A 21,135-nucleotide genomic window follows, 5' to 3' on the forward strand; every position below is an offset into this window, starting at 1 on the left:
TCCACCACGAACGGACGGCCGGCGTTCTTCTCGACCGAGAACAGCGCCTCGCCCGCCACCAGCAGCACGCGCCGCTCGGCGTCGTCGAAGCGCACGCGGATATGGCTGTTGCTATTCAATTCGGCGCGGGAACCATCGGGCAGCGCCACGCTGCGCAGTTCGCCAACCTGTGTCTGGTATTCGGTCCAGCCCGCGCCGCGCGGCCACAGCGCCCAGCCGCCGACGGCGAGGATCGCGGCGCCCAGGCTCAAGGCCAGCGCGGCTCGCCGTCCGGAATGGGACGCGCGGCCCGGCGCTTCGGCCAGGGCCCGCAGGCGCTCGGGCGCGACGGCGTCCGCGGCCTGCCAGATCGATTCCAGCAGGCGGTACTCATAGGCGTGGCGCGGATCGGCCGCCAGCCAGTCGGCGCGCGCCTGTTCCTGCGCGGCGTCCCACTCGCCGGAATGGGCGCGCGCGAACCACCGCGCCGCCTCGGCGCGGATGGCGTCGGCGCCGGCCTCGCGGCCGGCCTGCCCGGGCGATGCGGCGTCAGTTGGGCGCATAAGCCCCCAGCCGCTCGCGCAGATGCAACGCGGTGCGAATCATGTATTTCTCGACCATGTTCTTGCTCAATCCCATGCGTTCGGCGATCTCGGCCTGCGTCAGGCCTTCCAGCCGCTGCCAGACGAACACCTGGCGGCACTTGAGCGGCAGTTCCGCCAGCGCCGCTTCCAGCGCCTGGCCCAGCTGGCCGGTGCGCGCCTGGGCCATCGGGTCGCCCAGCGGGCTGGCGTGGTCGGCAATGGTATCAAGCGGCACCCATTCCTGCCCGCCGTCGCGGCGGAACTGGTCGACGGCCGCGTTGCGCGCGGCCTGGTGCAGATAGGCGCGCGGCTGCGCCACCTGCGCCGGGTCCGTTTCCAGGCACTTGACCAGCGCGTCGTGGGCCAGATCGCGCGCGGCGTCGCGGCAGCCCAGCTTCCGGGCCCAGACCGCGAGCAGTTCTTCGTAATAGGCCAGGAAGCCGGATGGGCGGGACGAACGCAATGACATGGCGCGCAATCGATAGAGTCAGGCATGATAATGGTTTCCATTTTCATAAACAAACCCGCATTCCATGCAAGGACGCCACCATGGCCGCTGACGACGCCTCCTGAAGCGGCGCGCGAAATTTGGGGCGTCTGATGTGAGATAAATGCCCGCTCGCTGAGTTACGCCAGCGGAAAAATAATTACAAATTGGGGAATCTGACGGCTTTCGATTATGAGCCGCTGGAAACACAGACCCCAAAACCTCACCCCCACTCTCTCCGACTCTCTGGCACGATACCTGGCTGAGATATCCCCTCGAAAGAAAGGAACAGCGACCGACGCTTCGATCGCCGCACGTTGGCTCGAGACCAGGCTGGCCAATCGCCGGCTGGCATCAATAACGGACACCGACATCAGCGACATTGCCAACGCTTGGCTGAAAGACCTGGCACCAGCGACGGTCGTGCGCCGCCTCGCCCTTGTGTCCCATCTGTATACAGTGGCCAGGAAGACGTGGAAGCACCGGACCCTGGTCAACCCTCTCCAGTTTGTAGACCGTCCAGCCGTCAACGATGCCCGGGAACGTCGCCTTTACGACAACATCCGTCTTAGAGGCGTCCCGGAGACCGAGTGCCCCAGGAGCGAGATCGAATGGCTCATCCGGTCTACCACCTCGGCCGAGCTGCCAACCATCATGGTCCTGGCCGCAGAGTCCGGCATGCGCCGCTCCGAGCTGGTCGTCACCGCAAAGCGAGAGCGAATTGACCTTGCCCACGGTGTGATCTACCTCGACGACACCAAGAATGGTCAGCGCCGCGCTGTCCCATTGACTCCCTGGGCTCTAGCCTGGTTGAAACACTACCTCGTCGGGAGGCCTTCCAGAGGGCGGATTTTCTCAATCTCGCCCTCGTCAGCCACCCGGGCATTTGCCCGGGCCCGAAAGCGTGCACGAAGGGACTATGAGGCCCTTTGTGCGCGGTACGGGCGTACGCCAAGGCCAGAGTACTTCGCCGATCTCCGGCTGCACGATCTACGCCACGAGGCCACAACCCGCCTTGCCGAGGTATATGACATGCACAAGCTGGCCAAAGTGACTGGGCACCGAGATACTCGGATGCTGCTGCGCTACTACCACCCGTCGGGGCGAGACCTGGCCAAGGAGCTAGCCCGCAGCGATCTTGGTCGCCGACAGCGGGCACGCTTGGCGGCAGGCCTCACACCAGCCCTGCTGGCTCAGCGTGCACGTCCCAGCTGAATATCACCAGCTCACGCCGGTGGGCGCCAGCGCCACCACCCACGGTGTACGTGATGTCGGTGGACTCAATCGGAAAGCTGGAGAATAGATCGCGGATGGCGGGGTGATCGTTCAAGGTCACCATCGCCTTCCCCTTGAGCTTTCCCAACACTGCCGCGAGGAGCTCGTACTGCTCCCAGCCGAATTCCACCCCGTAGCCCTCGGTCTCCCAATAGGGAGGGTCCATGAAGAAAAAGGTGTGCGGCCGGTCATAGCGGCGGATGCACTCCATCCACGGCAAGTTCTCGACATAGGCGCTGGCCAAACGCAAGTGGGCGGACGACAGGTTTTCCTCAATGCGCAACAGATTGAGCCCAGGCGGCGCGGTGGTGGCAGTGCCGTACGACTGGCCATCGACGCGGCCGCCGAAAGCCGAATGCTGTAAGTAGAAGAACCTGGCCGCCCGCTGGATGTCGGTCAATGTCTCCTCGGGCGTTATCTGAAGCCACTTGAACACCTGGCGACTCGACAGCGCCCACTTGAACTGGCGGACGAACTCCTCCAGGTGGTGCTTCACGACCCGGTACAGGTTTATCAGCTCGCCATTGACGTCGTTGAGCACTTCAACGTCGGCCGCCATGGGCCGCAGGAAGAACATGGCCGCCCCGCCAGCGAACGGTTCGACATAGCACTGGTGAGGCGGGAAGTACGGAAGCAGACGGTCGGCCAAGCGGCGCTTGCCACCGAGCCACGGAATGATAGGAGATGCCATTTTGTAAATTCGTTTCAAAATGGTAGCCTTGGCGCGCCTGTGCACAGGTGACGCGGCCTTGGCCACATTGGCAGCCTCATTCTGCTGGTGCGGGGCGTGCACGGCGTTCCAGCGCCGAGCACGTCGCCGCGTCTTTATTCGCCCGTGGGGCTAGCTTCGCCAGTCACGGGATCAGGCGCGTCCAGAGTCAGCCAGGCGGGCACATTTCCCCAACCCGGGTAGCTAGCCGGGTTGCCATCGATTTCGACGCTGCTTCCTATCTCGTACGTGGACCCGTCCTTGACCAGGTAGAACACCTCGCCACGGTGATCCTCCTCCACGTCCCAAACTGACGTGGCCTGATTCCATCGAGCGACCTCGCCCGCCGCTACTGCTGGCGGGGCCTCTTCGTAAGAGCCGAAGGGAATATTGAAAACCCCGGGGACCAGGGCCAGCTCATTAGCCTGTGTCGCGAAGAGATAGATCCCGCTGACGGGGTCGGTTTGATAGACAGTCTTGGTAGCCATTCGGCTCTCCTTGGGTTGGAAATAACACTGCAAATGCACGGGCGTTGGCATCCCGGCAGTCGGGAAGCGCGATCGCCGTGAACGGTGGCCCCACCGGCCTGACGTCGATCGCCGACTTTTCGGCCGCGGCCGCCGCCGTATGGGGGCTGGAGCAAGTGGCCAGCCCGACCCCGGGCATGAAGATCAGCAGCACGCCAGGCACTGCCGGAACGCCCACGTCGGGCAACGTAGCGAGGGTGCGCCCGACGAACACTGCTTATCACCCTCGCATCCATGCTTGACGTCCGCCTCACTGCAAATGCAAGAGCTATGGCGTCGAGACAAGCTGACCAGGTGGGACCGCTCACCTTTTTGCTTGAATCCTCGGCTGCCCAGCAGACTTCGGGACCAGGGTGGTTCATGCCCGCAGGCACGTCGAACAAAGCCGGGTTCCCGAAGTCCGGCCTGGTGTCGGCAAACATGGGGCCGGAAACCAGGTCATCGAACACCGCCTATCACCCACGAATTCATGTCTAGGCTACGCGTGGATCCGAGGGTAATAGGCGACGTTCGGCCCCCGGGTTTCGGCCCCCCCAGTCTGTTCGATGTATGGGAACGAACCACCTGCGGGACCTTTCTCGTAGAAGTTGTCCCCGCCAGCCTGGCCGCCAGCAAGCGTGTTGGCAGCACCTCCCACAGCGTAGAGCGACGAGAACGGGGTTGCTGTGTTCGTGCCGCGCACCCTGTGGCCGTGCAGGCGCAACGCATCGTTCTGACGGCTGCCCATAGCTCTTGCATTTGCAGTGAGGCGGACGTCAAGCATGGATCCGAGGGTAGTAAGCAACGTTCAGGGACCGGGTCTCTTTCGACACCCGGGGCGCGCCTCGGGCGCCGTCAGAGATCGGATCGCGTACCCGGTTTGTCGATACCGCCCCGACCGGGGACTCGTAGGCATCGGTGGTCCCATCCGGCTCCACGCGGCCACGCACCGCAGGGAAGTAGTGCAGGGCGTGCCAGTGGCCTTGGAATGCGTCGCCCTGCCTGCTGCCGGCCTCGCGCGCATTTGCAGTGTCGAGGTCAGTCCCCGTAAAGCGGCGGAACATGTCGCGCAGGTCGGGCACCCGGAACTGCGTGGCCGAGTAGTCCGAGAACCAATGCGCGCCGCGATTGGCCTGCCACACAGCTTCCGTGCGAACCAGGCTTTCCTCCTGCGCGTAGCCCCACAGGCCTGCGTAGGCTCCGACCTTCGGCAGTAGGCCACCCACCGCGTCGACCTCGCTGGCCAGCGGTGCCGCGGTGTGACCATCCAAGGGGCGTCCGCACAACAGGGAGCGGTAGCCTGTGAAAAATGCCGTGCTGACCCACGTCCACACCTCGCTGCATTCCCTCACGATGATCGGGCCCGCATCGGCCGTAGGCAGATCCAGGATCGAGCGGATCAGCGGACGGTTGGTCAGCGCCGCAGCGATGAGGCGTTGGATTCCCTGCAGGAGCTGAGCGTTGTTGTTGGGGTCGAGCGCCACGCCACCGGTCTCGGCGACCGCGGCCACCTCTTCCTGCAGGGCGTCGAACCACTCAGCCTGCAGGTCCGTCGACGGTATGCCAGCGATCGGATCGCCATTGGTAAAGCCGTCGCGGCCGGGGCCAAACTTGTTCAGATGTCGGGTGGGAGTGGCTATTCGTCGCATGGCGCACCTGGAAAGTGAAAATCAAAGGGAATCGACATACCCGACCAGCACGACTGTGTGCGCGGGCTTGTAGCGTGATAGGAGACACAGCAACCCGGGATCGCCCCAGGCACGCAGCGGCGCCGTACATTTGCTGTTGGCGGTGGCCTGGACAACGTTGGCAGAGGCGACCACGTTCACTCGGAAGGCAAAGCGCCAGCCGCCCTGGTTGATTGCCGCCGTGCACTTGCTGGTGGCCCGGAACGGGCGGAATTCGTCGATCCGCGCGTCGGGATAGCCCAGGCCGATGACCATCTGCCGGAAGTATTCGGGCCTGGCGTCGCCGAGCATGAGTCGGCGCATGTTCACGCGCTGGCGCCGCTGTTCCTTGCCCACAGGGGCATCCAGGCATTCATCGGGGAGGTCGTAGAGCCGTTCCCAGTCCTCTAGCAACTCGTCGGCCAGCAACGGATCGAACTGGGCCACCAGCGATACCGCCAACCGCTCGACCGCGCGCATCGAGGCGCCGCAGGCTTCCATGAGGCGAACCAGTACACCGCCAGGCTGGCGGTTGAGCATGCCGCCAGGCGGCAACAGCGCCAGGAGCGCCTCGCGCCAGGCTTCTATGCTTCTCACGCCCACGTGACTCCCCCGAACGTGGCCAGCTCGCCGGGCAGGCAGGTCACGTTGCCGGCCGGAGACACCAGCACGTGGTCGTTCTCGCCAGCGGCGATCGAGATTGCCTCCCTCATGTGAGTGATCAGCAGCGTGCCACCGGGGATTGCATCACGCACGTGCATGTCCTTGAGCTCAGCGATGATCGCGGCGCGGATCTCGGCCGAGTCTGGTTGCAGGTCCGAGATCACGTATGCGACAGGCTTGGCCACCACCGGCAGCACGAACAGCTCAGCTGTCGCCGGCCGTTGCGCCTCGATATGCATCCGAACGGCTTCGATCTCCCCCGCGTCTGGGATCGGATCATCATCGTCATCCCGGACGAAGCGTACGACGACCGTGCCGGCGCCCATTCCGTTGGGCGTGCACCAGGCGCGGCTCACCCCAGCGACTTCCTTGGCCCAGGCCACGTAGTCATCGTTATCGCCACCGTGGGGTGGCCGGCGGATCCGCTCCAGGATCCGGGCCCGGAACAATTCCGGTCGCTCGACATCGGCGCCGCCGGAGATCTCGGTCGACGCGACGGCAGTGCTGTTGATGCCCAGCACGGGGCTGGCCAGATTGAATTGAATGCCGGCCGCAGTGTTGCCCGCCTGGCCAGTTCCCACTGCGGTAATGGCGGCCGTCGCGCTGCCGCCCACGATGATCACTCCCACGTCGACCGTGAACTGCGCCCCGTCCGCACGTTGGAACACGGAGCCCGCCATCAGCGCCGCCCCGTTTTCCCCGCCAATCAACAGCGACCCAGTCGCCGGCGCCGCGGTCTTTTGCTGGACGCCCCATCGCGCGCCGTGAGCGGACAGTTCTTCTTCGTCGCATTGGTCGGGCCAGGCCTGCTTGAATACCCGCTCGAGGAACTTGTAGAGCGCATCCAAGCCGCCCGAGAACACACGCACCAGGACACCAGCCAAGCTGCGACGGGCTCGAGGAAGAATGCCAGGCAGGCGGCTCTCCATCTCGGAGGCCAGCTGCTCGATCAGCTTGGGAAGGGTTGGACGGGGAACCGGCATGTCAAACCTCAGAGGGCACGAACGACTCGCCAGCCAGGCGCCAGGCCTGGGTCGCGGCGTTCCATTCGAATCGATAACGGCGGTCTACGCCGTTCAGGGAGAGCGTGATAAGCAGGACGAGCCAGCCCATCCGCGGAACGAAGGCGCTCACCCCCACCGAGGTGACCAGGCCGTCCTCCTGCATCCACTTCAGAGCTTCGAGGGCGTAATCGCGGGCGCGCTGGACCGTGGACTGCAACTGCTTTTCTCGGGCGAGCAGCCACCAGCGGCAACCGAACTTGTCCTGGGGGGACGAGGCGTAGGCGTCGGCCCACCAGCCACGGCGGTCTTCACCAGCCGCCACCTCGTGCGGCTGCGCCAGGCGGTCCGTGCACAAGCTGAGCAGCACCGCCGTCACCAGCGTATCGTCGCCGGCGAAATCCGCACCGGCCAGGCTCATGTCGAGCAGGCCGGTTTCGGGGTCAAGGGTGAGAGAGAAGTCCATGCTCCGCAGTCTCGCGGAACATGGCCGGCAGTGCCATTAAACAGGTTTACCGGCTAGGCGACGGGCGTGCCGGAGATGTCGTCGCCTTCTTGCACGCCGTCATGCTTGTGCTGATGGCCGATGTCCGTGCCGTTGTGGGTAGCCTTACCACCTCGCAGGTCCACGTCACCGTCGACGCGCAGGCCGCGCGTCACGCGCACGAAAGAGTCCAGCTCGATCTCGCTGGCATCCGTCATGCGAATCGGCTTTCCGGCGCCGCGTATTACGATGCCGGCGCGGGTCAGATGTATCGAAATGCCCTGGTCGTCGTACATGGCGACTTCGCCGGTCTCCAAGCCGCGCATCCGGTAACGGCGATCATCGACGTTGATTACCACCTGGTGATCGGTATTCCCGCCCACGGACAGGGTGACGCATTCAGCGCCCGCGTGCGGCACCGACGTCATGCCGTACTGTTGAAACCGTTCTGCCTGGTCGCGGCCGACATCGGCCTGGATGCCGATTTGGACGGTCTGCAGGCCGCCACCGTCGTTGACCTGGCCAACGAGGGCGCGGGCAATGGCCAGCCGGATCCGATTCAGGGCCGAGGAGATGCTCATTCTTCGCGTCTCCCCGTGCCGGACAGATCCCAGGGGGAGTCATCCAGGTGTTGCTTGCGGCGCTTGCGCCGGCGGCGCGGCGATGCGCCCTCCAGATCAAACGCCTCCGGCCGGCACACGGTGAGCGCCGTGCGACGGGCATTGGTCTCGTCCAGCGTGTACCGGCAGGAGGTAATCAGCAAATCCAGATCCAGGAACATGCGGGGGCTGGTAACCCTGACCAGGGTGTTGGGGAGCCACAGATCGCCGACCTGGCCATCTTGCCCTGTGCGCCACCCAACGACGATGATCTGCGCACGCTTACCACGCCCCATCCGGGTGGAAACCTCCCACTGGGCGCGTTCCTTGGCCTCGGCGTTGCTCAGGCCTTGCTCGGAATGGATGATCAGCGGCCGGTATCGATCAATCTCCGGATCCGTTGCCTTGGCCTGGATGTGGGCGGCCGTCGCGCCAAACTGGTTGTCATTGCCCGCGACCTGCGCCTTCATGCGGATCTCGGAATGGCGCCGCGCCCAGGTGTGTCGCGCGCTGATTCTCCGGATGTTCAGGCCCTCGACCAGTTTGGTTTCGATCAGCGTCTCGCTGGCGCGGGTCAGCACCAATTGGCCGGTCGGCGAGCTGGTCACCAGGATCGCCTTGGCCCGAGCCGCACGGTCGATCGCATCGAACGCCTTTTCGCCGTCATCCAGGGAGAAGCTGTCGATCGCGTCACCCGTGTCCGTTTGCACCAGCACCTCGATGCCGAACGGCTTGCAGATGTCTCGTACGATTTGCTCCAGACGCGCGCGCTTCCACTGACCGCTGCCATGGATGGCAGAGCTGTCCACCAGGTCGCCCGTCTTGTCGCGCCCGCTGACGTTGAGCCTGCAGGACTTGTCGGTCAGGTCGATATCGATCGTGTCGATGTAACCCGTGATGAGCACGTCCTGGCCGAACTTCACCTCGCACGGTAGGCCCTCGCGCAGGCCGATCGGGGCCTCCTCGCCTGGCCAGCGGTGAGTCAGCGTCAGCTGAAACTCACCCGCGAGCTGTTCGATGCCGCGCTCGACCTCCAGGCTCTTCCAGCCACCATAGGCCTGGCCGCCCACCACCAGCGTGATCAGGTTTTCGTCAAGCTGAGCCATTAGCGCAGCACCTCCAAGTCGCCGGCCGGCACGAAGAGCGGGTTGCGCACCTGGTTGCGAGCGACGAGCTCATCGGCCCGCGATCCATCCTGGTACACACGCTGGGCGATAACCAGCGCCGGCAGCATGGCCTGGGTGGTATAGGTCGCTCGCTGCTGCAGGCGGTCGGCTTGCTCGGCCACGTCCCGAACGATGGCAACTCGAAGCGCAATGAGCGCGGCCGCCATCTGCGCCGGCGGGTCATAGGCCTCGAGCTCGTGATCGATCTCCTCCAGCACCACGTCGGCCTGGTCGCGGGCGTCTTGACCCGTCGTCACTTCCTTGGCGGCAATGGCGTCGGTCAGAATGCGGGCCTGGGTCGCAATCACCTGGCTGCGGGTGAATTCCTCCATCGCGGCCGCGTTCTCCACCCGGCGGGCCGCGGTGGCGCCCAGGGGCGGAGATGCCGACCCGACGGGACTTGTCCATGGCGCCGGGTCGTTGGCGCCGTACTCCGCGCGCAGGTCAGCTATGGCTGACTTCGGACGCTTGATGGCCACGTCCAGTTGCTGGTACAGCGACTGGAGCTGTAGGGCAAGCGTCTCTGGCGTACGGATCAGCGTGGAGAGACGGTCCGAAATTGACGAAACACCGCGTACGACGTCTCCAGCAAGGTCGACCAGGCCGTTCAGTCCAACCATCCGCTGCAGAGCGTCCAGACTGGAGGTAACGCGTCCGACCAGGTCAGAAACGAGGGTGGCGGCGCCGGAGACGTCGATTAGAGAGGAAAAGCGATCCACGGAAGCCGTGCCCAATTCGTCTGCCGCGTCGTGCACGCCATCCTGAGTGCTCGATGCCGCCTGCGGGAACGTGTTCTCGCCGGCCTCGGCGAACGTGATCGCGAACCGGGCGATGCCGCCCTCAGTATGAGACTCGCGGATGCTGACCCGCCCCAGTACGACCACGTTGAGCATGCCGTACTTGGGATGAATCAGCTCGCCAGACCCATACGCTTCAAGCGCCTCGATAAGCGCGTCTCGCTCCTGCAGGTAGTTCTCGCCCACCACATAGCCATTGACCTGGAACTCGCGCGCGCGGCGCCCCAGGTCATCGGCATAGGGCAGATCCCGCATGGGGTATTCGTGCACCTCGTTGCGCCGGCCGACACCGGTATCCGACTCGGTCGTGCGAAAGGGCACGCCCCGAAAGCTTGCGCCGACCGCCATCCCGTCGGGATGCGCCACCCTGCGCTGTTCTTCACGCCAGCCCATATCAGTCCGTGTTCACATTGGTGCGCCCGACATTGCCCGTCATTCGGGTGCCGTCATTGGGCTGCAGGTCTGCATTTGCCTGAATGCCCGGGGCTGCGGTGATGTTGACATTGACCTCGCCGCCGACCTTGGCGTTGGCCAGCAGTTCCTGCAGTCGACGGATCATCTCGTCGCGCGAAGCAACCACGTCATCGCGCTCGGCCTGCACCTTGCTGATAGACAGCGGCGTGTCACCAACCTCCTGCTTCGTTGCAATCAATTCGTCGAACATCTTGATCCTCTCTTCGCGCTGAGCGATGCGATTGCGCAGTCCCTCCTCGGTGCGGAACATATTGTCTTGCGCCAAAGCGCCAGCGATGGGGGCTGCAACCAGAAAGCCGGCCGACAGTGCGCCGGCGGCACTGATGCCTCCCGCCGCACCTGCTCCGGCGCCGCCGAGCGCGCTCGTGGCACCAGCTGGGGCCGCAGCTGCGGCTGCCGTTGCTGCGGCCCGCGCTGCCCGTGCTGCGCCGATAGAGCTTGCGGCCTTTCCGACGCCAAGCGCAGCCCCGCCTAACCCGACAACCCCAGCTCCAACCGCCAGGCCCTGAAGAATCGTGATAGAGCCGCTAATCGCGGCCGCCAATTGCGGCGAGCTCTTGGCCAGGTCAGCAAAACTGTCTGCGACTGCCTTGGTAACCGGCGCAAGCTTGATCATTGCATCGTAGTTTGCGAACTCTTCTGCTTGCTTTGCCTGGTTGAGCGCGTAACTGGGGGATTCTTCGACAGTCCACATGTTCCGGTTGACAGCATCGGCGCCATATAGCAATGAATCCTTGGCAATCTTGTTGACATTGCCGCGGTCTGCAAGGAATCCAACTAGAGCCTTCATCGCCTCCTTGTCTGGAAACAGCTTGGATATGACGCTGCCCTGGGCGATATTCATCACTGACGCGAGGGCTTCTTGCCGCTCAGTTCCCTCGGGAGCCTTCCGGTATTTCGTGAGCGCATTTTGGTAGTTTTTGTCCTTTGCAAGCTGCTCCTCAATGATGTTTGCCGTTACGTCAAGCGCGTCGAGACCAGCCATGCGGCCTTCTGCGAGTCTCTTGTCGTATCGAATCCCCAGCTTTGCAAAGTTGTTCCGGGTGTCCTGCGCTCCCATCTTTGTGAGGAGATTTTCGGTATTTGTTGCAGCCTCCGCAGAAGTCCCAGCAGTCAGCCTTGTTGCTTGGTTCAAAGCAGCAAGCTTGGCCACTCCGGTGACGCCGGACAAGCCAACGTTTCGAGCTGATGCAAACTGGCTGGGAAGAGAGGCCGCCAGATCCCGGATCTCGAATGCACCGCTTTGACCGGCGAACGTAGCAGCCCCGAAGACGCGTGCCATTTCCTGCGGCTTGATCCCCATGCTCGCGTTGGCAGCGAACGCAATCTGGGCAAATTCATCTCCCGACGCCTGGTTCGCCGTAGCGGCACGCTGGGCCTCGCGAAAGATGGTCATTGAGTCCGCAGAATTGAAGCGGCCGGACGATAGCAACGAGTTCAGCGTTGCCGATGCGCTTTCCCGGGTTCCGCCACCATATCGGATCGCATCGCGGATAGCCCGGTCCATTTCAGTCCGTCCAGCGATACGTCGTGCTCGATCCTCGGCTGCGTTCAGCGACGGATCACCGTATGCGGTGTTCGCCATATGGGCGAGCTGCTCGTCATAGGAGAACGCCCGATTGACCTTCGGCGCCACCACGGCGGCACCCGCCATAACCCCAGCAGCCAACAGGCCAGCCTTCTGAGCGCCGGCGATCAGGCGCTGCCGCCCGCTGAACACGCCCATCTCGGCATTCAGCCGTCCGACCGTCTGGCGCATCTGTTCGGCGGCGCGCTGCTGCTCGCGCCAGCTCATGGTGCCGCTGTTGGCCAGGCGCTGGTAAGCGGCCTGCGTGCGCAGGATCTCCTGCTGGATTCGATGCTCGGAGCGAATGCCCAGGGTTTCGCGCGCCTGGGCCATGCGGGCGAACTCGCGCTGGGTGCGCGTCGCCATGTTCACGAGCGAGGTTTCGGTCTGCTTGGTGGCACGGCCGATCGCGGTGAGGTCTTTGGCCCCTGCGATGGCCATGTTGTCCAGGGCCTTCTTAGCTTCCAGCGCGGCCTTGTTCAGGCCGGCCGCGGTGCCGTCGACACGAACCCCAACGACGAATTCGCTCATTACCCAGACCTCTTCTTAGTGAGCTGATCTACATAAAACTGCGCTTCCGCCAAGGGAAGCGCCAGGATCTCGGCCCGGCTCCAACCCAGCCGGGATGCCAAGAGCATGATCTGCAGGAGCGCGCCCTCGCGGGCGCGCGTCAGTCTTCCCCCAGCTTTTCAGCCTCCTGCATGGCCTCACGGAAGACGGCCCACTGCTTGCCCTTGAGGGTCTTGAACTGCCCCGGCACGAAGGGGCCGGTATCGTCGCCCGCACGCACCAGCACCTGGCAGGCCAGCGCGACCTGAAAGGCCGTCGGCTGCAGCGCCGGGTTGGCTTCTTTCTCGGCCTCGAGCGAGTCACCCAACGACGCCTCTCGGACTTCGATCTCGGTGACGGGCTTGCCGCCTACCACCCAGGGCGAAGGCAGCGTCTTGATAACGGTCAGGGGAGTTTTCATGATGTTCCTTGAAATGGATTTACAAAGCGGCTCTAGCCTTCGATGCACTCGACGCCGTTGAAGGCGAGCGTGACCTCGCCACCGCCGCCGAGCACGGGCGGCGCCGCCAGGAAGGCGCCGCGGATCGTGTAGCCGATGCCGGTGTCGGTCTGGAACCGCATGGTTTCGTCACGGATCGCCGCCAGGTCGGCCAGGCTCACGCCGGCCATGTGGCTGATGGTGCAGTTCACCGCCGGTGCAGCGGTGGACTCGGTGTAGCCGTCGACGCCGCTATCGCTCATGACGGGCGCGCGCGACACGCCACCGATATCGAGCGTGGCGCCGGGCTTGCTGCGCAGGCGGCGGCCGCCCACGCTGATGAATACTCGGCCGGTAACCTGAGACATAGTCGTGATTCCTTACAGGATGAACTGGATGCTGCCCGCGAACACCCGGAACTGGTTCACCAGGTCAGGCGGGATGACGGCGTTGACACGGTTGCGATCGACCATGCTGCGCTGGACGATGAGGTTCTTCTTGAAGTCCTCGAAGTTCTCCAGGAGGCCCGCCTTCTCCAGGGACTTGGCGGTGGCGATCAGGACACCCGCGATCATCGACGGCGTCGCGATCGGCTGGGCGGGGTCGAAGTCGGTACCGTCGTCGGCGAGCTTGTGCCGCGGGAAGTTCGTGGCCACGGCCGTGCGGAAGGCATAGCGCATGTAGTCCGCCGTCCACACGGTCTCCACGTCCAAGTACGAGACATCCTCGATCCCCCAGGCGTTGGTTTGGTACGTGGTCACCACGCGCTCGATCTGCACGATGCCGTCCTGCGAGACGGTGAAGGTGCTGCAGCCATCGTGCAGCAGCAGGTTGCGCTCTTCGCGACGGAAGCGATCTTTCGGGCTCGGCGGCAGCAGACCCGGGAGGTCGAGCGTCTGGAAGGGGCGCGCCGGGTCGATGGCGCCGTTGAACTCGACCACCGCGCCGTGTACCGCCGCCCACAGGTACGGCGCCTGGGGCGGGTTCTTCACACCGATGAACGAGCTGTTCTCGCTGTTGCGGGCAGAGCCATAGGTGCTGAGCTGGGCGTGCGTGCCGGCCATGCCCGTAAAGAGGTGCCCCGTGCGCATGTCCATCCCCCCGAACCGGCTGGCGAGCTCGGCCTCGATGATCGCCATGTTCGCCGAATCGCTCCAGGGCGAAATGATGGTGTAGAACCATTCGTCGGAGATTGCCGCCACCACGTCCGCCGCATCCGGATTGCCGGCACCGGCAACGCCGTTGGCGATCTCCAGCGTCAGGCCGGCCGGCAGCGTCTCGTCGTCGTAGAAGTTGACCAGCACGCCGATGCCTTGGGTGAAGGCTCCCTTATGACGTGCCGTCAGCGTCACCACGCCGGCCGCGGCCGCAGCGGTGACCGGGCCATTCTGGTAGCCATTGACGACCGCAGCGATCGCCGTGGCGACAGCTGCGGCGGCATCGCCAGCTGCCACCCCGATCGACAGCTTCTGGCCGTTGATGTAGAGGGCGATCGTGCCGGCGCCGGCTGCGGGGCCGGTGACCGTGACGGTCTTGGTGGCGGCGACACCGGCCGCGAGGTCTTCGACGCTCAGCGCCCAGATGTCGCTCGTCTTGTTGGCCGCGCGTGCCAGGCGCAGCATTTCATGCAGCACGCTGCCGCGGCCAAAGAGCGTGGCGCCCTCGTCACCGCTGTTCACACGATAGAGGGTCAGCGGGGCCGCCATGCCGGTGGGCAGCTTGTTGCCCACGACCAGGATGCGGCGGTTGAGCGACGGCAGCCCGCGCAGCGCCTTGGAGTTGTCGATTTCGACGTATTGCCCCGGCGTACGGATGTCGGTCGGGATGGTGTTGAAGATAATGTTGTCCGGCATGGCGGTTCCTTGGAGCGTTACTCGGTGGCGGGCTTGGCGCCCTTGGCCGAGGCGGACTTGGCGGGTGCCGGCGGGGTGTCCGCCGGATCGATGGCCTGCGAGGCGGCGCTGACCTCGGTCACGTCGCCGTCATCGCGGCGACGGCGCCAGTAGGTGGTCAGCACGGTGGGCTCGCCCTGCGCGGCCAGATAGCCGCCTTGGGGCTTGCGGACCTTGAGCGGCTCGCCATCAACGATGGCGGGTTTGAGGGTGACGGTCTGCATTCTGGATCCTCGGATGTCAGTTGTCGGTGCCGGCGCCAGCCAGCGGAATGTCAGCCTGCAGGTCAGGCCTGTCGGTGGTGTAATCGGGCGGCTCGACGAGCCATTTTTCATGTTCCTCGCGGCTTGCGTGCGGGGCGATGTCCATATCCAGGTGCACGTGGCGCAGGTCGCCCAGGCCGTCGATCTCCTCGGGGTCGTCCGGCAGCGCCATCGGCGTGCTTTCAACGGATACGCCGACCACGGTCAGCCCGGCGGCCTCGAACACGTCGACGGGCTCCAGGTACTCGGCGCGGCGGATGTTCCAGCTGGCGTCGCCAATGCGCCGGCCATGCAGCGCCCGGATCACCAACGTCAGAAGCTGGTCCGCGCTGATGGATTGGCCATCGCCAAGGCGAGCCTGGGTATTGCCGCCCACGTTGCGCACGACGATCCCGACGGTGAATGCCAGTACGCCCATGTCGTCGACGATCCGGTACACCCCTTCGGTCACGTACAGGGCAGGAGCGTCCACCTGGTAGCGCTGCAGCAGCTTGGCGTCATCAGGCACGGTGGGCAGGCTGTCGACCGTGCGCGTGGTCTTCTGGATACCCGGGCGCGCCTTCAAGGCCGCGATGAGGGCGAGTTCATGCTTACCGAGCACCGCCACCTCCCTCGGCCGCTTGGATGGCCTGCACCGTCAGGCGGCCCATTGCCCACAGATCCTCACGGTTCACGCCCAAGAACGGCCGGGCGGGCATGCGGATCTTGTAGGCACGAACCTCATGCCAGCTCGTGCGGGCCCGCTTGTGGCGATCGCGGGCGAACACCGCCAGATTGCGATTGCCAGGCTGGCGCGCCAGGTTGCCGCGGGCATCGGTGCGCAGGCGGATGCGGGTCGAATACGGGGCGCGATTGATCTCGCCGCCCGCCTGGTGGATGCGTGCATAGGCGACGTTGCTGCCCCAGGCTGCATAGGTGTCGCCATAGACGTTGGTGATGCTGCGCAGCAAGCGCCGGCTGTTGACGAGCGTCTGCCCGCCGGACTTCTGGACCCGACGGCTGGGCTTCCAGGCCGAGCCATCAGGGCCCCGCTGGCGCTCAAAGCGCAGGCGGGTCGAGGATTCGCCGTAGTTGGCGATCGCTTTGAAGATCGGCCGCGGCGAGCGCCCCAGCGCGGCCAGGCGAGACAGCGCGGCATCCAGCCCGCGCTGCCCCTCGTAGCGGATCGTGGCCTGAACCATCAGAGAAACCCTCCCGAGGAGCGGCGATCCCAGATCCGGCCTGCGGTGTACAGCTCGGCGCCGGCGCCGCCGGCCGGCTCGACACCCGATTCCGCATCCACGCCCAGCTTCACGTCGCCCGAGGCCACGCCGACCAGGAACTTGATGTTGGCGTCGTAGCGCTGCTTGACGGTCTCGGTGAACTGATCGTCGTAGAGGTAGTAGCGGGCCAGTTCGCAGGCGATCCGGATCAGGACCTGCGGCACAGACGAAAGCGGCAAGGTGTACCGCCCGGCGATGTAGCTATCGATCGTGTTGCGTGCATCGGCCAGCGCGCGGTCGACCTTTTCCATGGCCCGCGCGATCGCGGCACGCTCTTCGGGTGCAAAGCCACTCAAATCGCCTCCAGCGGCCGCGATGCGCAGCATCTCGTCGGTGACCAGGCGCGGCACCATGCGGTCGGCACGCTGGGAGATCTCATCGGAATCGAAACGGATCAGCAGTTCGGTGGCTGTGGCGTAGGACATGGGAAAGACCGTAGAAATGCCGGGGCTAGACCAAACCGGTTCCCGCTCTATCCAGCCCCGGCAGAGGTTGGGCGGTAGCGTCTGCAAGGCTCCCCCCATCCGTCAGACGCAACAGATGGGGTTCAGCGCCCGTCGCATGGGGTGTCAGGTGGCGTTGGCCTGGCTGCTGTCGTCCGGCTCGGTGGGCAGGTCGACGAGCATCGTCACCAGCTGCGGCTCGGTGGTGAGCTGTTCGAACTGCTCATCGGTCAGCTCGGACAGCGGAATCACCGTCTCGCCGGCGAAGGCGCGGCCGGCGCGGCGAAAGCCGTCCACTTTCGGAACGACCTTCAGGGCCTTGGCGCCCTCGGGCTTGGTGATGGGCGGTTTTGCGGTGGCCTGGCGGCCTCGGGGTTTGGCGGTAGCCATGTGGGCAATCTCCGGTATATCGGGTTGGGTCAAGTGGTGCGGGCGGGATTTACCGATCAGCCCAGGTACGGGCAGACCACGACCTTGGCGGTACCGCGCATCACGTTGCTCGCGCCGTTAGCCAGGCGATCGGCCTGGATGACTTCCAGCGCGGCCTGCTCCAGCGAGGGCGGCACCCAGAGCTCGGCGGCGCGGATCACCAGCGGCTTGCCGTTGTCGGCCTTCTGGCTCTGCATCGAGGCGCGGGCATCGGAGTACGCCTGCAGGTCCAGGCCTTCCTTGGACGCATAGGCCAGTTGCCACAGGCCATAGCCGACGTTGCTGCGGCCATCGGCACCCCAGACGAACTCGTTGCGGTTGAAGACGTTGTCGTCGGTCAGGCTCGTCTTGGCCTGGAAGGCGTAGGGGCGGCGACGCTGGTAGATGATCGGCTTGATCACTTTGGTCGTGTCCACCAGGAACCAGGCTGCGCCCGTACCGCCTTGGAAGTTGCTCACGCTGACTTCCTTACCGGGCTGTCCGACAGGGTGATCCGTGTCGAAGAAGTACTGGCCGTCAAAGCAACGCGTGGAGAAGCCCGCCTGCAGGAGTTCGAAGACGAGCTCATCGGGGTGCGTCGCCGCGTCCTGGCCCAGCTGCTGGATGACGGGCTTGTACACGCCGTATTGGTCATCCTCGATCTCGTCGCGGCCGACCGACACGGTGTTTTCCCAGGTCTTGTTCTTGATCGAGTAGTCCGATTGCTTCAGGTTCTGATAGACCCGTTCACCCAGCCACTCGCGGAACTTGGTGATGGAGCCCAGCCAGGCGTACTTCTCCGTGCTGGTGGTGCTGGGCACCATCATGGCCAGCTGGTTCCACATGGGAGCCGCGGTGGTCAGGCCCGACTGGAAGGCCGCGTTGTAGGCCTGGTTGAGGATCGCCAGGTTGGCGTGATTGATGATCATGTTCGAAATCTCCGGATTCGAAGGGCTGGTGGCCGATCAGGCGAAGTCGACCCAGACGCCGTCGGCGCCCACATCGAACACCTTGCCAGCCACACTGCGGGTGTTGGTGCCCGAGGTCTTGGCCACCGTCTGGTCGTCGACGATGTAGCAGTCGGCACCGATATCGGCCAGGGTGATGAGGTCGGCCGAGGCGCTGTTGGCGAAGCGGTGCGGGCCTTTGCGCAGCCGCACGCGGATCTCGCCCGCAGCGCCCGCGCTGTTGTCGGCGCGGTCTTCGGCAACGCCCGCGGCTTTGAGCGTGGTCGAGGTCGATCCCGGCACGGCGTATCCCGTGGCGGTGTTGATGCACACGATCGAGCCGCCAAAGATCTTGGTGGTGGCCGCCACGGGCGATTCGATCTGGTTGCCGTCACGGCGCAGTGTGTTGCGATCCTGGGTCAGCGCGGTCATGGAAGTGTCCTGAAGGTGAGAAACGGGGGAAGCGGCGATCAGCCGTTGGCCAGGCCCTGGGCTTGCTTGCCGGCCTTGAATTGCTCGGGCGTCATGCCCATCGCAGCGCACACGGCGAGCTCGGCCTGGTTCAGTTCGCCTACGCCCTGGCCCGGCTGCTTGCCATCGGTCTGGCGCTTGCCAGCCAGGACCGGGTTGGCGGGCGTGGCGGCTACCAGCGCTTTGAGCTGCGCCAGGTCGGCCTTGCCGATGTCGCGCCAGGTCTTCTCGACGACATCGCTGGCCACCTTGCCTTCAGCCTTGGCCTGGTCCATGACCTGATCGAGCTCGCCCTGAACGGCTTGCGCGCGCAGGGCCGCCAGTTCGGTGTTCAAGGAAGCAACGGCTTCCACCGACACGAACTTGGTCGGATCGGGCGGCGTCGACTTGAGCGTCGCGATCTGGGCGTTCAGGCCAGCGATCTGGCCAGCCTGCGCGGCCTGGGACTTCAGCGCGGCCAGGGCGGATACGCCTTGTTCGGTGGTGGCGGTCTCGGGCAGGCCGAGGCCTTCGAGCAGGGCTTTGAGCAGAGGGTTCATGTCGTCCTCGGAGGTGGGGGGAAGGAATTGGCGCGCGAACTGCGCGCTGAGCGCGGCCAGCTGAGCGCTGGTCAACCCGTCCAGGGCAGGACGGTTGGTGAGCGCAGCGCCAACGATGGCCAGCACGTCACCGGTTTCGGGGTGATAGAGGAATGTGGCGCTCTGGTAGCGGTATTCGTCGTCGTCCAGCATCTGCTTGGCGCGCGCAGTCCACTGCACCCCCTGGGCAAAGAGGCCTTCGCCAGGGCGGAAGACGAACTTGGCGCCGGCCATCCACCCGGCCGCCGGCGCGGGCTGACCGTTGTTGGCCGCTTGCTGCGTCTGGTGCTCATAGTCGATCGGCAGATCGTTGACGCTCGCCCGCGCCAGAGCGATGACCCGCTCGGCGATCTGGGCGTTCATGCGGTACGTGCCCGACTTGGGCATCTCGCGCGCATCCTCGGCCGCCTGCGGCTTGAATTCGCCATCAGGCAGCAGATGCAGCTCAGGGACGGCATCATCGTCACCCGTGCGTTTGATCTGCACGGCGAACGCGGCCAGGAGTGGGGCGGTGGATTTAGGCATGGGCGCCAGTCTGACGCCATGCCTTGGAACGCTCTATTAAACGGGTTTACCGCGTTTTCGGGTGCCCACCAGCTGCCGCCGGCGCAGCAGCACCTCGCCCAGCGCCGTCACCTATTGCAGCTTGGATAGGCCCGTGCGGTCAAACGTTGCCGGGTCGATCACTTCCATCGAGACCACGCCATTGCCCCCGGCCTTGCCATGCGCCTGGCCGGAAAGGTCCACCACAACCTTCACCACGCGTTGCGAATCGGAGGGGGAAGTGCATAGCAGCACCGCATGATCGCCGTCCAGCCATGCCTCACCGACCTGGCGCAACAGCGTCGGCAGCTGCGCGACAAGCGCGGCGCCGGCGTCCGTGGCTTGGCCGGCAGCATGTTGACCATCGCCCAGCATGCTTCGCAGCTGTGTCATGTCAATGTGAATCGTGCCGCGGGCGCTCGCGCCGCGCAGCTGGCCGGCGTCCTGCAGCGCGTCGACCTGGTCGCTGGAGAATGCACCGACCACGCGACGCTGACCAACCGTGCGGCGCTCGCCGCCGGTGTAGCGGCCGACGAAGTCGTTGAACTCGGCCTGCACCAGTGGCGCGACCTGGTCGGCGCCGTCGGCCAGGATGCGCGCCGCCGTGCGTGGCTCGGCCGCATCGGCCTTGTCCATCAGTGCCCGGGCCAGGCTCTCGCGGCGCAGGCCCGGCCGGTAGTTGAAGGCAGAATGCACGCCCACCGGCACATCCATGGTTTCGCCCGTGCGGGTGTTCGTGTACTCGACATACCGCTCGGGCGGTGCCTCGCTGACCTCAAGGCCCATCTGGCTAACCTGGCGCGCGGTCAGCTGCAGCACACCGCACTTGCAGCCCCATTCCTTGACCGGCATGTGCGATTGCCACCAGGGATCGTCTGCACGCATGATCCGGCCAGCAAAAGCCGCGTGCGACAAGCGAGGGTGCTCGCTTGAGCTGCGCAAGTACTGCAGGTAGGGAAACAGCTCGATGTTGCGCTGGATCCGCTCGGACTGCCCCTCGGAATACGCGGTGGAAACGTTGGTGTCAAAGATTTTGCGCAGCCTGGCATCGCTGCCGAGCTGCGCATTGACCGTCTCGCCGGTGACCGGATCGACCATCTCGCGCTTGCCCCACCAACCCTTGTCCTGCAACTGCGGGCCGAGCGTGCGCCGAAAGTCCTGAAACGTGGTGCCCTCGGCGATCGCGCGGTCGGTGGCGCCGCGGATGTCTTTCAGCACATCCAGCCGCATCGCCTTGGCCACCGTGAACGCGGCGGCGTGTTCCTGGGCAGGCATGTCCTGCCAGGAGAACGCCATCCGGTAGCCTTTCTGGCGAAAGAACTCGACAGCCTCACGCGGCGGCAGCGGCTCCAGCTCGATGGCGGCCATGTCAGGTGCGTCCG

General features: G+C 65.1%; 25 protein-coding genes. 1 reads left to right on the forward strand and 24 read right to left on the reverse strand.

Translation table 11 applies throughout. The features are described from left to right. Both AOZ49_RS03755 and AOZ49_RS03760 read right to left on the reverse strand, forming a co-directional pair. Window positions 1-542 (reverse strand): FecR domain-containing protein (locus AOZ49_RS03755; protein WP_156355585.1); only part of this gene is annotated, 542 nt, incomplete at its 3' end. Continuing rightward, a complete protein-coding gene (locus tag AOZ49_RS03760) occupies window positions 529-1,032 on the reverse strand; it encodes a sigma-70 family RNA polymerase sigma factor (protein ID WP_054474457.1) in 504 nt (167 codons plus the stop codon). The genes AOZ49_RS03760 and AOZ49_RS03755, both read right to left, overlap by 14 nt. Before the next feature lie 210 nt (window positions 1,033-1,242). On the opposite strand from AOZ49_RS03760, the gene AOZ49_RS33815 reads away from it, so the two are divergent. Beyond that, window positions 1,243-2,265 (forward strand): tyrosine-type recombinase/integrase, encoded by a 1,023-nt coding sequence (locus AOZ49_RS33815; protein ID WP_082380301.1) that lies wholly within the window; start codon window positions 1,243-1,245, stop codon window positions 2,263-2,265. Here AOZ49_RS33815 and AOZ49_RS03770 read toward each other — a convergent pair. The 22 genes from AOZ49_RS03770 to AOZ49_RS03875 all read right to left on the reverse strand — a co-directional run bounded on the left by AOZ49_RS03770 (window position 2,225) and on the right by AOZ49_RS03875 (window position 21,121). Next, window positions 2,225-3,016: a DNA adenine methylase gene (locus AOZ49_RS03770; protein WP_054474365.1), complete on the reverse strand. Its 792-nt coding sequence runs from the start codon at window positions 3,014-3,016 to the stop codon at window positions 2,225-2,227. The two genes, AOZ49_RS33815 and AOZ49_RS03770, sit on opposite strands and share 41 nt — an antisense overlap. 134 nt (window positions 3,017-3,150) lie before the next feature. Next, window positions 3,151-3,522 (reverse strand): hypothetical protein, encoded by a 372-nt coding sequence (locus AOZ49_RS03775; protein WP_054474366.1) that lies wholly within the window; start codon window positions 3,520-3,522, stop codon window positions 3,151-3,153. 794 nt (window positions 3,523-4,316) lie between these two features. Then, window positions 4,317-5,189: a hypothetical protein gene (locus tag AOZ49_RS03780; RefSeq protein ID WP_054474367.1), complete on the reverse strand. Its 873-nt coding sequence runs from the start codon at window positions 5,187-5,189 to the stop codon at window positions 4,317-4,319. A 21-nt stretch (window positions 5,190-5,210) separates the two neighbouring features. Further along, the gene (locus AOZ49_RS03785; RefSeq protein ID WP_156333340.1) at window positions 5,211-5,804 is read right to left on the reverse strand and encodes a YmfQ family protein; all 594 of its coding nucleotides are present in this window, start codon (window positions 5,802-5,804) and stop codon (window positions 5,211-5,213) included. Then, complete coding sequence (locus AOZ49_RS03790; protein ID WP_054474369.1) at window positions 5,801-6,853, reverse strand: baseplate J/gp47 family protein; 1,053 nt, start codon at window positions 6,851-6,853, stop codon at window positions 5,801-5,803. The genes AOZ49_RS03785 and AOZ49_RS03790 overlap by 4 nt, the downstream gene beginning before the upstream one ends. A gap of 1 nt (window position 6,854) precedes the next feature. Continuing rightward, window positions 6,855-7,337 (reverse strand): phage GP46 family protein, encoded by a 483-nt coding sequence (locus AOZ49_RS03795; protein WP_054474370.1) that lies wholly within the window; start codon window positions 7,335-7,337, stop codon window positions 6,855-6,857. Between the two features lie 53 nt (window positions 7,338-7,390). Further along, a complete protein-coding gene (locus AOZ49_RS03800) occupies window positions 7,391-7,936 on the reverse strand; it encodes a phage baseplate assembly protein V (RefSeq protein ID WP_054474371.1) in 546 nt (181 codons plus the stop codon). Next, the gene (locus AOZ49_RS03805) at window positions 7,933-9,060 is read right to left on the reverse strand and encodes a phage baseplate assembly protein (protein ID WP_054474372.1); all 1,128 of its coding nucleotides are present in this window, start codon (window positions 9,058-9,060) and stop codon (window positions 7,933-7,935) included. Before AOZ49_RS03805 ends, AOZ49_RS03800 begins: the two co-directional genes overlap by 4 nt. After that, window positions 9,060-10,310, reverse strand: a complete 1,251-nt coding sequence (locus AOZ49_RS03810) for a DNA circularization protein (RefSeq protein ID WP_054474373.1) — start codon at window positions 10,308-10,310, stop codon at window positions 9,060-9,062. The genes AOZ49_RS03805 and AOZ49_RS03810 overlap by 1 nt, the downstream gene beginning before the upstream one ends. Before the next feature lies 1 nt (window position 10,311). After that, a complete protein-coding gene (locus AOZ49_RS03815) occupies window positions 10,312-12,489 on the reverse strand; it encodes a phage tail tape measure protein (RefSeq protein WP_054474374.1) in 2,178 nt (725 codons plus the stop codon). 139 nt (window positions 12,490-12,628) lie between these two features. Next, complete coding sequence (locus AOZ49_RS03820; protein ID WP_054474375.1) at window positions 12,629-12,928, reverse strand: hypothetical protein; 300 nt, start codon at window positions 12,926-12,928, stop codon at window positions 12,629-12,631. Window positions 12,929-12,960: 32 nt separating this feature from the next. Next, window positions 12,961-13,314, reverse strand: a complete 354-nt coding sequence (locus AOZ49_RS03825; protein WP_054474376.1) for a phage tail tube protein — start codon at window positions 13,312-13,314, stop codon at window positions 12,961-12,963. Between the two features lie 12 nt (window positions 13,315-13,326). Beyond that, window positions 13,327-14,799 (reverse strand): phage tail sheath subtilisin-like domain-containing protein, encoded by a 1,473-nt coding sequence (locus AOZ49_RS03830; protein WP_054474377.1) that lies wholly within the window; start codon window positions 14,797-14,799, stop codon window positions 13,327-13,329. A 17-nt stretch (window positions 14,800-14,816) separates the two neighbouring features. Continuing rightward, window positions 14,817-15,062, reverse strand: a complete 246-nt coding sequence (locus AOZ49_RS03835; protein ID WP_054474378.1) for a DUF2635 domain-containing protein — start codon at window positions 15,060-15,062, stop codon at window positions 14,817-14,819. A 16-nt stretch (window positions 15,063-15,078) separates the two neighbouring features. Then, entirely contained in the window at window positions 15,079-15,702 is a 624-nt protein-coding gene (locus AOZ49_RS03840) for a hypothetical protein (protein ID WP_156333341.1), read from the reverse strand. Further along, window positions 15,692-16,282 carry a phage virion morphogenesis protein gene (locus AOZ49_RS03845; RefSeq protein WP_054474380.1) on the reverse strand — a complete coding sequence of 197 codons (591 nt, stop codon included), beginning with the start codon at window positions 16,280-16,282 and terminating at the stop codon, window positions 15,692-15,694. The genes AOZ49_RS03840 and AOZ49_RS03845 overlap by 11 nt, the downstream gene beginning before the upstream one ends. After that, entirely contained in the window at window positions 16,282-16,788 is a 507-nt protein-coding gene (locus tag AOZ49_RS03850; RefSeq protein WP_054474381.1) for a gp436 family protein, read from the reverse strand. Before AOZ49_RS03850 ends, AOZ49_RS03845 begins: the two co-directional genes overlap by 1 nt. A 144-nt stretch (window positions 16,789-16,932) precedes the next feature. After that, window positions 16,933-17,196, reverse strand: coding sequence for an HI1506-related protein (locus AOZ49_RS03855; RefSeq protein WP_054474382.1), 264 nt, complete (start codon window positions 17,194-17,196; stop codon window positions 16,933-16,935). A 56-nt stretch (window positions 17,197-17,252) separates the two neighbouring features. Next, window positions 17,253-18,143 carry a Mu-like prophage major head subunit gpT family protein gene (locus AOZ49_RS03860; protein ID WP_054474383.1) on the reverse strand — a complete coding sequence of 297 codons (891 nt, stop codon included), beginning with the start codon at window positions 18,141-18,143 and terminating at the stop codon, window positions 17,253-17,255. Between the two features lie 36 nt (window positions 18,144-18,179). Further along, window positions 18,180-18,593 carry a hypothetical protein gene (locus AOZ49_RS03865; protein ID WP_054474384.1) on the reverse strand — a complete coding sequence of 138 codons (414 nt, stop codon included), beginning with the start codon at window positions 18,591-18,593 and terminating at the stop codon, window positions 18,180-18,182. A 38-nt stretch (window positions 18,594-18,631) separates the two neighbouring features. Then, window positions 18,632-19,735, reverse strand: a complete 1,104-nt coding sequence (locus AOZ49_RS03870) for a phage protease (protein WP_054474385.1) — start codon at window positions 19,733-19,735, stop codon at window positions 18,632-18,634. Between the two features lie 111 nt (window positions 19,736-19,846). Further along, a complete protein-coding gene (locus AOZ49_RS03875) occupies window positions 19,847-21,121 on the reverse strand; it encodes a phage head morphogenesis protein (protein WP_054474386.1) in 1,275 nt (424 codons plus the stop codon). Window positions 21,122-21,135: the final 14 nt, after the last annotated feature.

Source organism: Achromobacter sp. 2789STDY5608615, assembly GCF_001298995.1.
Taxonomy (GTDB): Bacteria; Pseudomonadota; Gammaproteobacteria; order Burkholderiales; family Burkholderiaceae_B; genus Achromobacter; species Achromobacter insuavis.